Source organism: Nonomuraea lactucae, assembly GCF_003313395.1.
Taxonomy (GTDB): Bacteria; Actinomycetota; Actinomycetes; order Streptosporangiales; family Streptosporangiaceae; genus Nonomuraea; species Nonomuraea lactucae.
Genome location: NZ_QNFZ01000240.1, coordinates 1 through 14,065 on the forward strand (window position 1 = coordinate 1; position 14,065 = coordinate 14,065).

The window sequence follows — 14,065 nt, forward strand, 5'->3', positions numbered from 1 at the left end:
CGCGGGATGGGTGGTGGGGTGGGATGGGATCGGGTGGGTGGGATGGGGTGGTTGTTGGTGGGGGTTACGAGATGCCCGGGAGGTTCATGCCGGTGGGTAGGCCGCCGTTCTGGTTGTCCAGGCCGACGCTTTTCTGGACGAGGGCGCCCGACTCCTTGTCGTTGCCCAGGCCGTACCCGTTCATCATGGGCATGGCCTTCATGTTCTGGAACTTCATCGCCTGCTCCATGCTCTTCATGCCCACCCCCTGGTAGACCGCGAACACTCCGCCGGTGAAGACGGCGAGGCTGATGAGCAGTGGTTTGACCCAGGTCCACAGCGCCTGCATCCCGCCGGTGAGCGCGATCTCGGCGCCGATCCAGGTGCCGGGGTTGAGCTTGGCGACGGACACGAGGATCGCCCACCCGACCATCACCAAGGCCACGGCCACGGCCACGTAGGAGAGCTTGTCGTAGAGGTCGGCGCTCGACTTGAGGGCGTCGCCGATGCCGTCGCGGGCGGTGCCCATCTTCTCGAGCTCCTCGACGAACGGCTCCGCGACGGCGTCGAACGCCAGTTTGGCAGCGCCGTCCCAGTGGGCGTCGTGTTCCATGCGCTCGACCAGCGAGCGCACCGATTTGACCAGTTGGTCGAGTTCCTCGGTGGAGCCGCCCTGCGCCTTGGTCTTCCACTCCTTCATGGCCTTGAGCATGGTGTCGGGGTCGGCCATCATCACGCCGAGGCTCACGGCGATGGACATGGCGATGGGCCGCCTGATGACGAGCGCGGCCCCCGCGGAGACCGTCGCCGCCATGATGAACCGGTTGCGAGCGCCGGTGATGTCCGCCATGTCAGGCGCCCTCGTGCCGGAGGACCGCCGCCGTCACGCCCTCTTCGTCGTCCCAGTCGTCCGGGTCGCCGCGCAGCAGGTCGGAGCCGTTGCTTTCGCGTTCCTTGTCACCCGCGCCGGACATCGGGGCCATCGGCATGAACGGCATGCCGCCCATTCCGCCCGTACCTGCCGCGCCTCCGGGGAGCTTGCCCGCGGCCAGAGGGGAGCCGGCGCCCGCGCCACTCGTGGCGCCGTATCCGCTCCCGGTGGCGGGCGCGCCGTTGGTTACTCGGCCGGGGTCGGTCATGAGGCCGTCGGGAACGCGGCCCTGCGGGGGCTGCATGGTGGACGGGTCGAAGCCGGACAGGCCCGTCTTCGTGGGGTCCTTGAGGCCGCTGAGGTCGGTCTTGCCGGGGTCGCTGCCCGGCATCTCCGGCATTTCCGGCTGCTTGAGGTTCGGGTTGTTGAGGTGGGGGTTGGGGAGGTTCGGATTGGTGAGGTTCGGATTGGTGAGGTTGGGGTCGTTGAGGCGAGGGTTGTTCAGGTCGGGGTTGGTCAGGCGTGGATCGTTCAGGTTGGGGCTGGTGAGGTCCGGGTTGGTCAGGCCGGGTGTGTTCAGGTTCGGGTCGGTCAGGCCGGAGCCGTCGAAACCGGGGCCGTTGAGGCCCGACCCGTTGAGGCCGGGGATGGACGGCACCTGGTTCTGCTTGTTCAGGTCGGGGATCGACTGATCATCCGATTCGGTGTACCTGGAGTCGGCGATCTTGAGTGCGTCCCGCCACGACTCCAGGACCTCCTTGGCGGTGTTGAGCGTCTGGACCTGCTGGGTGCGCGCGTTCTCGTGGGCGCTGTCGCACTCGCGGCCCGTCAGGCCGTAACCCGGCCAGTCGAGAGAGATGCGGCCCGTCCTGCCCGCGAACATGGCGATGTCATCGCCGTCGGACGTGAGCGACTTGCTGTTGGAGTCCAGCTTGCCCTTCTTGAACTTCACACCGGACGACGGTTTGAAGTCCCCTGCCAGGCTCTGCCAGTTCGGATTGGTGGTGTCACCCATTGCCATCACCCGATGCGTGGTTCGGTCACGGTTGACTTCACGGCCCAGATGTCGCGGTCCTCGGAGAGGTTGGTCTCGAGCTCGGTGGACTCCTCGGAGCCGGCCGCTGCTCCGCCCATCGGCATGAACGGGTACATCCCGGTGTGGCCCGCCGACCGTCCCGAGCCGGAGCCGTTGCCGCCTGCTGCCTGGTCTCCCCAGGAGTTCGGCCCGCCCAGGATGGCGGGGACGCCCGGCGTGACCCCGGACGACGGGATGAGCGGGGTGGTCGTCCCCACCGGCAGGGAGGTCGCCGGCAGGATGGTGGACGGCGTGACCCCTGTCGTCACCTGGGAGGGAACGAAGTTCGCCGCCTCCGTCTGCCGCGGGTCGCCCGCGCCGATCACCGACGGCACGGTGCCGTCCCTGTCACCGGTCTGGTGCCGGGTGAGCTGGTCGGGATCCGTTGGATCGGCCTGGTCAGTGCCGGTGCCCGGGCCGTTGGAGCCGGGGCCGGGGCCGTCCGCGCCTGTCCCGCCCTGGCCGGTGCCGTTCGAACCCGTTCCCGTGCCTCCGGTGCCGGTGCCGGTGCCGGTGCCCGTGCCGGTGCCGGTGCGGTCCGGGTCGGGGCCGTTCGTGCCGGAGTCCACGGTGCCCACGCCGCGGCCGTCGGAGCCCCTGCCGCGGCCGGCCGACTCGTAGTCCGGGGCGCCATTGGAGGAGTAGGAGGACCGGTCACCGCCGTTGGAGGGATCGCCCAGGTCGACGGTCTTCTGCTCCGGTCCGCCACCCTCGGGGATCGTGACGGGAGGCAGTTCGTACGACACGTCCATCGGGACGTTGACGTTGAGCAGCTCGACGATCTTCTGGTTGAGCTCGCGCATCACCCGCTGCGCCTGCGCGTTCTCCGCGGCGGTCTTGGCGCTCTGCGGGATCTGGGCGTTCGCCTGCTGCAGGAGGATGTTCGAGTGGGCGGAATCCCCGGGGGACTTGACGTCGACCGAGATGCCCTGGACCTTGGCCAGGGTCTCCGGCAGCTCATCCGCGTAGCCGGCGAGGGCGTCGTCCATCATCTTCATCTTCGTGGACAGTTCGACGCCGCTGGCGTGCATGAGCTGCATGGCCTTCTGGACCTGCGCCGCAGCCGGGCCCTTCCATGCCTGGGCCAGGCTGCCCGCGTGCTCGTCCAGCGCGGCGACCGCGCGGTCGATCGCGAGCGCCGCGTTGCGGTAGGCGGAGCCGGCGTCGCTGATGTCGCCCGGCTTGGTGTTGCTGAGGAGTCGCTCGATCTCGGCCTTCGACGCCTCGACCTCTCCCCCTTCGGGGGTGGCCTCGAAGGAGCGGATGACAAGGACCTTGCGCCGGCTACCCACGATGACCTTCCTCAGGACTCACGGCCGCCCTCGTTCTTCTGGTTCGTACGGGCGTACACGTCGGCGTTCGCCTCGATCGCCTTGATCACCTTGTCGAACGCGTCGACGAAGTCGGTGTACGCCTGGCTGAACTTCGCGCCTGCGCTGTTGGCGCCGACGGTCTTGGTGAACGCCCTGGCGTCCTGCCACTGGCCGATCTGCGCCTCGGAGAGCTGGCATTCGTCCTTGAGGCGTTCCTTGTGCTGGTCGAGTCCCTGCGCCGTACCGTCCGAGCCCGTGAAGGCGGACGCCAGCTCGCGGGCGATGGCCCGCATCTTGCCGACCGAGTACTGCAAGGGGACACCGCCGTCGAGACCTGGCCAGTCGGGATCTATGTGGAGCGGGTCCGGGCCGCCCTCCATGGCATCCTTCTGCGTCATGTCGCCCCCTGAAAGACGTGCGCTCGGCCACCGCCCGTGGGCGATGACCGAGTCAGCGGATGGGACTTACGGGCTCTCCCACAGCCTGCGGTTGTACTGCTCCGCACGCTGGTAGTTCTCGTTGGCGAGCCCGACGGCCTGGGCGGCCTGCGTGAGCTGGTTGCCCATCTCCTTCTCCTGGGAGTCCCAGTAGGCGCGGCGCTGGTCGAAGTAGGACTTCGCACCGTTGCCGTCGCCGTCGACCCAGTGCTCCTCCAGCTCGCGCTTGATGTCGTTGTAGAGCTGGTCGGTGATCCGGTCGAGCTCGGACACCACCTTGAGCATGCCCTCCTGGGCGGCCTGCATCTGAACGAAGTTGACCTTCGTGAAGTCGTGTACGCGACCGTCGGCCACAGCGATCTCCAATCAGTACGGGTTGGAAACGTACGGACCTAGGCCCTGACGTTGATGAGCTCGTCGACCTTGTTGGTGTCGGCGTCGATGCCGCCGAGGCCGATGTTGTGGGAGTCGGCCTCGGCCCGGCCGTAGACCCCCGCACCGACGTTGAGGTTGTCGTAGATCTTCTCGAGGTCCTGGATGATCCGCTTGCAGATCATGTCCCAGTTGTCCATGTGCTGCTTGTACTTGACGGCCGCGGCGCCTTCCCACCCGGAGGCCACACCGGAGGCGGTGAGCTCCTGAACAGTGGTGGCGACTCCCTTTCGCAGGCCTTCGATGTTCTGCGCGGCGGCCTCCACGAATCGGGCCGCGTTCTGAAGCTGAGTTGGACTTGCGCCAAAGAGTGACACAGAGATTCCTCTCCCCGGTTCTGAGCCTGTGGGGCCCTATCTCATCAGACTCACTTGCTGACGGAGGGCACGTTCGGCACGAAAACCATCAAAGAGCACTTTTGCTATCACTCGCAACATAGCTAACAGGCATGTAGATCACAGATGAATAACGGACAGGCTACTTTCCGATAAATCCGCAGGTGGCAGGCGCGCATCAGCTTGACGACGATCGCGGAATCCCGGTTAACAAACTGCGGCGGTTTGCCCCATGCTGCTCTGATCGCCCATGGTTGGGCTAGCGTCTGCGATCAACGGAGGGCTGACGGCATGAGCCAGCGGGACGTGGACAGCCTGATCAACTGGGGGCTCACGAGCCCCTCCCCCGCCGTGGCACTGACCGGCATGCCCAGCGAGACGCTCGCCAAGGACGTCGTGATGGTGGACTCCTCCGGCAGGCAGGCGTCCGCGAACGGGGACATGTCCTTGACCGACCAGCGGGGCGTGGTCGAGTCCGGCGGCGACGGGCCGGACGACCACGAGCCCGGCTTCGTCGATCCGCAGGCCGCGAAAGGCGATCCGGAATGGGAGCCCGCCGACCGCGAGGGCGAGGATCCCGCCGACGAGAGCCAGGACGCAACCGATCAGGACGCTGACCAGACCGGCGGCGACCCGGGAGACGGTTCTGGTGACGACGCCGGTGACGACGCCAGTGACGACGCCAGTGACGACGCTGAAAGCGACATCGGGAACGACGCAGGTGGTGACCCGGGCGATCCGGCCGACCCCAGGGATCCCACGGATCCCACGGATCCCGCGGATCCGGGCGACCCCGGGAACCCGCCCGGCTCCGAGCAGCCGGAGGCGCCGCCCACGGGCACCGAGCCCCCCAAGGACGGTACGGAACCAGACGGCGCCAGGCCCGACGGCACCAAGCCGGATGACCCGAAGCCCGGCGACACCGGAGTGGACACGCCTCACATCCCGAGTGGTGGCGGAGGCGGCGGCCCCGGATCGGGCGGCGGCGGTTCAGGAACGGACGGCCAGGACGGCAAGGGAGACAAGGGCGGCGGCAAGGACGGGAACGCCAGCGACAGCGGTGACGGCAAGGACAAGAAAGCCGACGGCAAGGACATCGACAACGTCGCGTACGTGATCATCAACCAGGCCTCGCCGGAGATGAGGAAGGCGCACGACAAGGCGTGGGAGGCCCACGCCCCCGCCCTGGTGTTCGGCGTCGCCGGCATCCACCTCGGCGTGGGCCACGACACCATCCGGGCGAAGGCCGGCGACTACCTCGAAGAGGGCATGAAGCTGCTCAACCGCTGGGACGGCGCGCTGAAGAAGACCTCCGCGGTCTGGCAGGACGCGGACGACAAGAGCACGGCATAGGGGGACCGATCCATGGATGACGCCCTGTTCTACATGTTCGTCGTGGCCGCCGCGGCGACCGGGTACGCGGCGAGGTTCATCCCGGGCAAGGCCGCCTACTCGATCCCCGTGGCCATCGGCGTGCTCGCGAACAGCCCCAAGGGGCAGGCGGAGCTCGCCGCCAAGTGGGAGACCTCCGCGGAACATCTCGGCAGGCTCCACACGGCGCTGAGCAGTACGAAGAAGTCCGGCCAGCCGCGGGAGTGGGACGCGGGCGACAGGGAGGCGTTCGACAAGAGCGTGGCCGACCTCATGGAGCGGGTCGTCAAGGGCAAGGACATCGTCCACAACGCGGCCCAGACCCTGAGCCTGTCGTCGAAGACGTCCGAGTACTGTGCCTACTTCTGCGCGTCAGTCGCCGTGATCATGATGATGGCGGCCCGGTACGTCATGGCGTCCGGGACCACCGGGCCCGCCGGGGCGGCGGCGGGCCAGCTGGCGGCGCAGGCCGTGGCGGCCAGGGTGTCCGCGACGGTGGCAGGGGTGCTGAATAAGCAGCTCGCCGTCGGCGGCACGGCGGGCGGGATCATGCTGCTCGGCGCGGGCTGGCACGAGCTGCAGTTGCACATGCTCAAGAACCAGGTCCTGAACCCCGAAGGCAAGGCGCCCGAGTTCGAGAAGGTGAAGATGGACTGGGCGAAGGATGCCTGAACCCCGCCTGGCCGGCCTGAACCCCGCCTGGCCTGAACCCCGCCTGGCCTGATCCCCGCCCGGAGGTCAGAGGTCGAGGCGGCGGCGGATGCGGTCGAGCTCGCCCATGACGTCCTCGAACGTGCGGTTGTAGGCGGCCTCGGCGCTCCTGACCTGGTCCAGCGCGGCGTCGGGGTCCTTGATGAGCCGCATCGGGTTCTCCTCCTCGCCGAAGGCCTCGCCCATGGCCTCGCTGACCTGCTTCTGCAGGTCGTCGGAGGCTTCGCGCACCACCTCTTTGACCTTCTCGGCCAGCTCGGCGGAGCTCAGGCGCATCGCCTTGGGATGGAGTTCCAGCTCGCGCAGCCCCTCCGCGGCGTACTCGGCCGAGACCAGGCCGTCCTCGTCCTGCGCGCGGCCGACCACGGAGGTCATGGTCTTCTGGAGTTCCTCGATGCGGGCGAACTGCCCGTCCGCTGTCTTGAGAAGCTTGTCAATATCGATGTTCGCGAAGTCCCCGAACTCCTGCATCGCCTGCTCCATCCTGGCGGGATAAATGCCCAGCAACGTAGCGGCCTGGGCGTGTCTACGCAATCATGAAGCGGGCCTGGAGAGGGCCTCCCGTACGCGCCGCAGGCCCGCCGTCAGCTCCTCCTTGGCGTCCGCGGCGGCCTCCTCCGCGGCGACGACGGCGGCCAGGATCGCGTCGGCGAGGCCGGTCGCGTCCAGCCGCCTCCTGCTCAGCGGGCTGATCTCCAGCCTCAGCAGGGTGCCGAGCACCCCGGCGGTCGCCACGATCCCGCCGTCGTCCGCCCGGCCGGCGAACTCGCGGACGCTCCACTCCTCGACCATCGCCTCGGCCCGCTCGGCGGCGGCCGCCAACTCGTCCAGCCTCACCTGCGCGTCCCTGATCTCCTCCACCGGTCACTCCCCTCGCAGCACGTGCCGAACGAACGAGTCCAGCGGGTCACCGCCGTCCCCGGCGTCGTCCGGGCCGCCCGGCAGGCCCCGTACCAGCTCCGTCAGCCGCTCGCCCATCGCGAGGTGGGCCGCGACGATCGCCGCCTGGACGGCCTCCGCCAGCTCCACGTGGTCGAGGTCGCGCAGGCCGCGGGGGTCGATGGACAGCGCGCGCAGGCGTCCGGTGCCGGACACCCCGGCGCGCACGGCCCCCGTGGGGTCGGCGCCTTCGACCGTCTCCTCCTTCAGCTCGCCCAGGGCCTCCGCCAGCGAGCCGACCCAGCCGTTCACCTCGCGCAGCAGGCCGGACAGATCGCCTTCCCTGCCCGCGCCGAAGGCGCCGGCGTGCTTCACCGCGTGTCCTTGGACGCGCGGACCCAGTACTGGTCGAGGCGGGACGGGTCCTCGATCGTGGGAGAGAGCCCGAGGTCGCGCGCCCCCTTCGCCGGATCACCGGCCTGGTAGAAGGCGCCCCTGAGATCGTTGAGCTTCAGCTCCAGCTTGTTGATGTCGGCCTCGTAGGAGTTGTAGACGTCGGCGAACTGCTTGACCAGGTTGCCGACCGCGCTCATGAACAGCCCGACCTGCGTCATCAGCGCGACCCTGCCCACGGGGTGAGCGCTCATGGCCGCGACGGCGCGCAGGACCGGGGCCGAGGTGGCGTAGAGGCCGAAGACCGACAGGTCGTACTCGAGCACCTCCTTGTACTGGTTCTGCATGGCGCCGCTCATCTCGCCGGAGACCTTGCCCAGCTGGCTGTAGAGGCCGTTGACGTTGAAGCGGACGTACTGCTGGAGCATCTCGACCGCCTGGCCCTTCCAGTGCGGCGCGATGTCGTCGAAGTAGGAGCGCCACAGGTCCGAACGGTTGCCCTCCAGCAGGCCGGCCATCTCCTTCCACCGCTCGCGGCGGTCGTAGAACAGGAAGGGGTTGCCCAGGTTGAGCGTGGCGGCCACGTCCAGCGCCAGGGCGGCGAGGCCGATCCCGGACATCGCCATCGCGGCCCTGGTGGTCTGGCGCAGTGGGTTCAGCTCGGCGATCAACCGCTTGTAGAAGCCGGGGTCGGTACGCGCGACGGGGGCTATCGTGGCGGTCCGCTGGACGGTGCCGCCGGCGTTGGTCAGGTAGAGCCGCTGACTGGCCGGAGGGGCGGTCTGACCGGGGACGACCAGCTTCGGCGGCTCGCCGGAGGGTGTGGGCATCGCGACCCCGCTCAGTTCGTCCTGATGGTGCCGGCCTTGGCGGCGGCGACATAGTTGTCCGCTGCCCTGGACACCCTGCCGCTGTCGGTCCTGAGGACGTCGGCGAGGATGCGGGCGCTGTCCTGCCAGGTGTCGGCGATGGTGTTGAAGCGGCCGACGAACATCAGCCCGACGATGGGCACACCGGCCAGGGGGACCAGGTTCCAGCCCTCGAAGCGCGGGGTGTGCTGCTTCAGCAGGTCCACGCCGGTCGCGGAGCCGTCCATGGTGTTCGCGAACTTCCGTACGTAGCCCGCGTCGACGTCGTACCCGCCCGGAGGCCCCCCGAGAGCGGCCGTGGCAGGCGGCCGTCGCAGGCTCTGGGGGAGGCATCCGGGTGGCGGGCACTTCGGGGTGTGCGGGCAGGGGCTCACCATGCTCGCGGTAAGGGATGGTTGATCGGTGGACACCTGATCCTTTCTACCGACCGGGCATCCGCCACGACCACAGCGGTGAAGCTGTTTCCGCAGGTCAGCCGGAAATCTTCAGCCCGACTTCACGTACGCGTCACCGCGCTCTCCCCACCCCGTCACCGTGCTCAGCCGGACAGGCCCCGCACCCAGGTGTAGACCTCCAGCACGCCGAGCGCGAGCGGGAACAGGGCGGCGATCAGGATCAGCTCCACGATGTCGCCGGCCCGCCCCCAGAACGGGGACGGCTTGCCCGACGGCAGCCACACGCCGAGCCCCATCGCGACCAGCGCCGCCCACAGCAGCCCGATCACCAGCACGGCCGCGGTGACGCTGCCGCGCCCGTGGCTCATCGAGATCACCAGCATGGCCAGCCCGGCGACGCCGGAGAAGACCAGCCACAGGCGCTGCCCGACCCCGGCGAACACGCGGGCCCGCAGGATGACCGTCAGGGAGAGGATCGCGGTGGTCACCCGGGCCAGCCAGTGGCCGTCGAGCGCCAGGAAGATCTGTGCCCCGCCGGTGACCAGCGCGACCCCGGCGACCATGCCGGTCACGTAGTTCCGCGCCTGGACGGTCCGCTCCTTGATCTCGGGGGCGTCCAGGAGCTGGTTCTCGTTGCGGAGCTCCTCGGCGGTCGTGGGCATCGCCGGCAGGGGGAGCCGCGCGATGCGGAACGACAGGCTCGGGATCAGCGGGCTGAGGGCCAGCACGACGGTGGCGGCCATGGCGGCCACGCCCGCGCCGGGCAGGGCGAAGATCATGACGACGGCCGCGCTCGCCGCGCCCACGACGGAGGCGATGGCCGTGCCGAGGAAGCCGACCACTCCGTCGGCGATCAGCGTGCCGGCGAACGTGGCGGCCAGCGCCGTGCAGGCCAGGGCGGCGAGCAGGTGGGGCGGGCCGAGCGTGAAGAGGTTCGCGGCGCTGGTGGGCGCGAGCAGCCCCGCGAGGAAGGCGTACGGCAGGGCCGCGTACCCGGCCGGAACGCCCGCCGAGGAGTCGGCCACGGCACGGGACATGACCGCCCCCGTGATGATCAGCAGGACGGCGAGGGCGCCCGACACGACGGCGGTCACCGTCCACGACGGACCGGCCAGGAACAGGGCGGGCGGCCCCACCCAGAGCAGGGCGGAGGCGGCGCCCAGGCCGAGCCGGCGCGTGTGCCCGCCCTCCCAGGTGCCCGCCCGCTCCTTGACGCCGGTCGCGACCAGATCGGCCACGTCGTCGTAGAGCGCCGGCGGCATCGCGGCCTCGCGCGGCCTGAGGTAGAGCACCTCGCCGTCGAGCACGCCCAGCGCCGCCAAGCTCTGCCCGAGGTCGAACGGCGCGCCGCCGAGCCGCTGGAGCACCCAGCCGGGCCCGGCCGCCGACTCGCCGCCCACCTCGCCCACGGCCCGCAGCAGGCCGGGCATGACGTGGGGCAGCGGGATGTCGACGGGCAGCGCCAGGTCGGCCCGCCTGCGGGGAGCCACGATCGTCACATGGCAGAGCGGGGGCAGCGGCGCGGCCGACTGGGGCAGAGCGCCCTGCGGTGCGGGGCCGTGGGGCACGGGGCCGTGGGGCACGGGGCCATGGGGCCCTTGGGCCAGCGTCCTCACAGGAGTTCCCCCTTTTCCCACCGATCACAACGACATGACGAACATATCGGGCATACGAGCCGTCATGCGCTCTGGTAAGAAAGTCTTCCGACGCCTAAGGAGGCAATTCCAGGGTGAGCATCGTCATCGTGCGGCGCCCCGAGCGCCGGCCCAGTCCCAAGCCCCCGCGTGGCGAGATCCTCCTCGAGTCGCCGCCGGAGATCCCCGAGGTGCAGGGCCAAGGGTTCATGATGGTGCTCACCTACCTGCCGATGATGGCGGGCGGCGCGGCCATGGCGCTCATGTTCACCTCGGGCGGTACGGGCAATCCCCTCATGTACGTGGCGAGCGGCCTGTTCGCCTTCTCCATGGTGGGCGTGACGATCGGCCAGATGGGTCGCCAGGCCGGGGAGCGCAAGTACCGGCTGAACGGCGCGCGCCGCGACTACTTCCGCTACCTCTCGCAGGCCAGGAAGCGGTCACGCCGGGCGGCCAAGCAGCAGCGCGAGGCCCTCGAGTGGAGCGGGCCGGCTCCCGACTCGCTGTGGTGGGTCGCGATGGGCTCGCGGCTGTGGGAGCGCCGCCCGCGCGACGACGACTTCGGCACGGTACGGCTCGGCACCGGCGTGCAGAAGCTGGCCATCCAGCTCGTCCCGCCGGACTCCAAGCCGGTCGAGGACCTCGACGCGCTGTCGGCCGGGGCGCTGCGCAGGTTCGTCCGGGCGCACTCGACGGTTTCGGGGCTGCCCGTGGCCGTGGCGCTCGGCTCGTTCGCCCGCATCAAGCTGCGCGGCCATCCCTCGGCCATGCGCGACCTGGTCCGGGCCATGATCGCCCAGATGACCGTGTTCCACTCCCCCGACGACATGCGGATCATGGTGTGCGCCGACGGCGAGTGGATGCCCCACTGGGACTGGGTCAAGTGGCTGCCGCACGCCCTGCACCCCGACCAGAGCGACGCCGCCGGCCAGGTGCGCCTCATGACGGAGAACCTGGCCGACCTCGACAGGCTGCTCGGCGCCGACCTGAAGGAGCGGGCGCGGTTCAAGCCCGGCTCCCCGTCGGAGGCGCTGCCGTACCATGTGCTGATCATCGACGGCGGGCACGTGCCGCACGACTCCCAGCTCGGCACCGACGCCATCCAGGGCGTGACCGTGATCGACCTGTCCGACGGCGCGGGGCCGGTCGACGAGAAGAGCACGCTCAGGCTCGACGTCCAGCCCGACGGCTTCCACATGGTCAGGATCGACCACGCGGGCAAGGAGAGCACCACCCGGCTGGGCGACCCCGACGGGTTCGACTACCTGCGCGCCGAGGGGCTGGCCAGGCAGCTCGCCCCGCTCCGGCTGTCGTCGGGCACGGGCGGCGGCGAGGTGCAGGACGTGCTGTCCGCCAACACCACGCTGACCGAGCTGCTCGGGGTGGGCGACCCGACCCGGCTCGACCCCGGGCAGACCTGGCGTGCCCGCGCCGCCCGCAACAAGCTGCGGGTGCCGATCGGGCTCGGCGCCGACGGCCGGATGGTCGAGCTCGACATCAAGGAGTCCGCGCAGGGCGGCATGGGCCCGCACGGGCTGGTCATCGGCGCCACCGGCTCCGGAAAGAGCGAGCTGCTGCGCACGCTGGTGCTGGGCCTCGCGGTCACCCACTCCTCCGAGATCCTCAACTTCGTCCTGGTCGACTTCAAGGGCGGCGCCACGTTCCTCGGGCTGGAGACGCTGTCGCACGTCTCCGCGGTCATCACCAACCTGGAGGACGAGCTCCCCCTGGTCGACCGCATGCACGACGCCCTGCACGGCGAGATGGTGCGGCGGCAGGAGCTGCTGCGCTCCGCCGGCAACTACGCCTCGCTCCGCGACTACGAGCGGGCCCGCGAGCAGGGGGCCAACCTGGCGCCGCTGCCCACCCTGTTCGTGGTCCTGGACGAGTTCAGCGAGCTGCTGACGGCCAAGCCGGAGTTCATCGAGCTGTTCGTGATGATCGGCCGCCTGGGCCGCTCGCTCGGCGTGCACCTGCTGCTGGCCTCGCAGCGGCTCGAGGAGGGACGGCTGCGCGGCCTGGACACCCACCTGTCGTACCGGATCGGCCTGCGGACCTTCTCGGCCATGGAGTCGCGCGTGGTGCTGGGCGTGGCGGACGCCTACGAGCTGCCGTCCGCGCCGGGCAACGGGTTCCTGAAGTTCGACACCTCCGGGATGACGCGGTTCAAGGCCGCGTACGTGTCCGGCCCGTACCACGGGGACCCCCGCCAGTCGGGCGGCGGCGACTCCGGCGCGCCGATCCACGAGGTGGTCGAGTACACCCCCGCCTTCGCGCCCGTGCCCGAGGTCGAGAAGCCCAAGGCGGAGATCGTCCCGGCCGCCGAGAAGGGCCCGCAGGCGAGCCTGCTGGACATCGTGGTGAACCGGCTGAACGGCGCCGGTCCGCCCGCGCACCGCATCTGGCTGCCGCCGCTGAGCGAGCCGCCCACCCTCGCCCACCTGCTGCCCCCGCTGTCGATCACCCCGGAGCTGGGCCTGTCCACGCCGGGCTGGCAGGGCCGTGGCGGGCTGCACGCGGTGGTCGGCATCATCGACCGGCCGTTCGAGCAGCGGCGCGACCCGTTCTGGCTGGACCTGTCCGGCGCCGCAGGGCACGTCGGCGTCGCGGGCGGCACGCAGAGCGGCAAGAGCACGGTGCTCCGCACGATGATCACGAGCATGGCGCTCACCCACACGCCGCGGGAGGTGCAGTTCTACTGCCTGGACTTCGGCGGCGGCTCGCTGGCCGCGCTGGACGGGCTGCCGCACGTGGGCGGCGTGGCCACCCGGCTGGACGCCGACCGGGTGCGCCGTACCGTCGCGGAGATCGCCGGCGTGCTCAGGGAGCGCGAGCGCGTCTTCGGCGAGCAGGGCATCGACTCGATCGCCGCGTACCGGCGGCAGGTGGCCGCCGGGCAGCTCGAAGGCGACGGCTGGGGTGACATCTTCCTCGTCGTCGACGGCTGGCTGACCGTCAGGCAGGAGTACGAGGCGCTGGAGACCGTGATCACGGACCTGGCGGCACGCGGTCTGGGCTACGGCATCCACGTGGTGGCGGCCACGAACAAGTGGTCGGAGTTCCGGCCCGGCATCCGTGACCTCTTCGGCACGCGCATCGAGTTCAAGCTCGGCGACTCGTACGAGTCGGAGATCAACCGCAAGGCGGCTATGGCCGTGCCCGAGGGCTTGCCCGGGCGCGGCCTGACCAAGGAGGGCATGCACTTCCTGTCGGCGCTGCCGAGGATCGACGGCGTGCAGAGCGCCGAGGACCTGTCGGTGGGCGTGCGCTCGCTGGTGCAGGGGGTGCGGGACGCCTGGCGAGGCCCGGCCGCGCCGCCGGTGCGGCTGCTGCCCGCGCTGCTGCCGGCCGAGACGCTGCCGGGGCCGGAC

The 14,065-nt window shown here is 70.2% G+C and carries 15 protein-coding genes; 3 read left to right on the forward strand and 12 right to left on the reverse strand.

From position 1 onward, the window contains the following. Positions 1-64: 64 nt before the first annotated feature. The 6 genes from DQW85_RS14970 to DQW85_RS14995 form a co-directional block, all read right to left on the reverse strand. The gene (locus DQW85_RS14970; RefSeq protein WP_113700918.1) at positions 65-829 is read right to left on the reverse strand and encodes a WXG100 family type VII secretion target; all 765 of its coding nucleotides are present in this window, start codon (positions 827-829) and stop codon (positions 65-67) included. Position 830: 1 nt separating this feature from the next. Continuing rightward, entirely contained in the window at positions 831-1,865 is a 1,035-nt protein-coding gene (locus DQW85_RS14975) for a hypothetical protein (protein WP_113700919.1), read from the reverse strand. A 5-nt stretch (positions 1,866-1,870) separates the two neighbouring features. Next, positions 1,871-3,217: a WXG100 family type VII secretion target gene (locus DQW85_RS14980; protein ID WP_113700920.1), complete on the reverse strand. Its 1,347-nt coding sequence runs from the start codon at positions 3,215-3,217 to the stop codon at positions 1,871-1,873. 11 nt (positions 3,218-3,228) lie between these two features. Further along, on the reverse strand, positions 3,229-3,636 hold the full coding sequence (locus DQW85_RS14985; protein ID WP_162794996.1) for a hypothetical protein: 408 nt from the start codon (positions 3,634-3,636) through the stop codon (positions 3,229-3,231). A gap of 66 nt (positions 3,637-3,702) precedes the next feature. After that, a complete protein-coding gene (locus DQW85_RS14990) occupies positions 3,703-4,041 on the reverse strand; it encodes a WXG100 family type VII secretion target (protein ID WP_162794997.1) in 339 nt (112 codons plus the stop codon). Positions 4,042-4,067: 26 nt separating this feature from the next. Next, positions 4,068-4,424: a WXG100 family type VII secretion target gene (locus DQW85_RS14995; RefSeq protein WP_275888204.1), complete on the reverse strand. Its 357-nt coding sequence runs from the start codon at positions 4,422-4,424 to the stop codon at positions 4,068-4,070. A 309-nt stretch (positions 4,425-4,733) separates the two neighbouring features. On the opposite strand from DQW85_RS14995, the gene DQW85_RS15000 reads away from it, so the two are divergent. Beyond that, positions 4,734-5,795: an ICP22 family protein gene (locus DQW85_RS15000; RefSeq protein ID WP_113700924.1), complete on the forward strand. Its 1,062-nt coding sequence runs from the start codon at positions 4,734-4,736 to the stop codon at positions 5,793-5,795. Positions 5,796-5,807: 12 nt separating this feature from the next. Beyond that, a complete protein-coding gene (locus DQW85_RS15005; RefSeq protein ID WP_113700925.1) occupies positions 5,808-6,485 on the forward strand; it encodes a hypothetical protein in 678 nt (225 codons plus the stop codon). Positions 6,486-6,551: 66 nt separating this feature from the next. Here the strand turns inward: DQW85_RS15005 and DQW85_RS15010 are convergent, their stop codons facing one another. The 6 genes from DQW85_RS15010 to eccD form a co-directional block, all read right to left on the reverse strand. Further along, a complete protein-coding gene (locus DQW85_RS15010) occupies positions 6,552-6,995 on the reverse strand; it encodes a YbaB/EbfC family nucleoid-associated protein (RefSeq protein ID WP_113700926.1) in 444 nt (147 codons plus the stop codon). A 63-nt stretch (positions 6,996-7,058) separates the two neighbouring features. After that, a complete protein-coding gene (locus DQW85_RS15015; RefSeq protein WP_113700927.1) occupies positions 7,059-7,385 on the reverse strand; it encodes a YbaB/EbfC family nucleoid-associated protein in 327 nt (108 codons plus the stop codon). A gap of 3 nt (positions 7,386-7,388) precedes the next feature. Then, a complete protein-coding gene (locus DQW85_RS15020; protein ID WP_162794999.1) occupies positions 7,389-7,778 on the reverse strand; it encodes a YbaB/EbfC family nucleoid-associated protein in 390 nt (129 codons plus the stop codon). After that, entirely contained in the window at positions 7,775-8,626 is an 852-nt protein-coding gene (locus tag DQW85_RS15025; protein ID WP_113700929.1) for a hypothetical protein, read from the reverse strand. Before DQW85_RS15025 ends, DQW85_RS15020 begins: the two co-directional genes overlap by 4 nt. A gap of 11 nt (positions 8,627-8,637) precedes the next feature. After that, positions 8,638-9,075 carry a hypothetical protein gene (locus DQW85_RS44490; protein ID WP_162795000.1) on the reverse strand — a complete coding sequence of 146 codons (438 nt, stop codon included), beginning with the start codon at positions 9,073-9,075 and terminating at the stop codon, positions 8,638-8,640. A 128-nt stretch (positions 9,076-9,203) separates the two neighbouring features. Further along, the gene (eccD, locus tag DQW85_RS15035; protein ID WP_113700931.1) at positions 9,204-10,643 is read right to left on the reverse strand and encodes a type VII secretion integral membrane protein EccD; all 1,440 of its coding nucleotides are present in this window, start codon (positions 10,641-10,643) and stop codon (positions 9,204-9,206) included. Between the two features lie 146 nt (positions 10,644-10,789). Between eccD and eccCa the strand changes: the two genes are divergently transcribed. Then, a partial coding sequence (gene eccCa / locus DQW85_RS15040; RefSeq protein ID WP_205315139.1) for a type VII secretion protein EccCa occupies positions 10,790-14,065 on the forward strand: 3,276 nt, incomplete at its 3' end.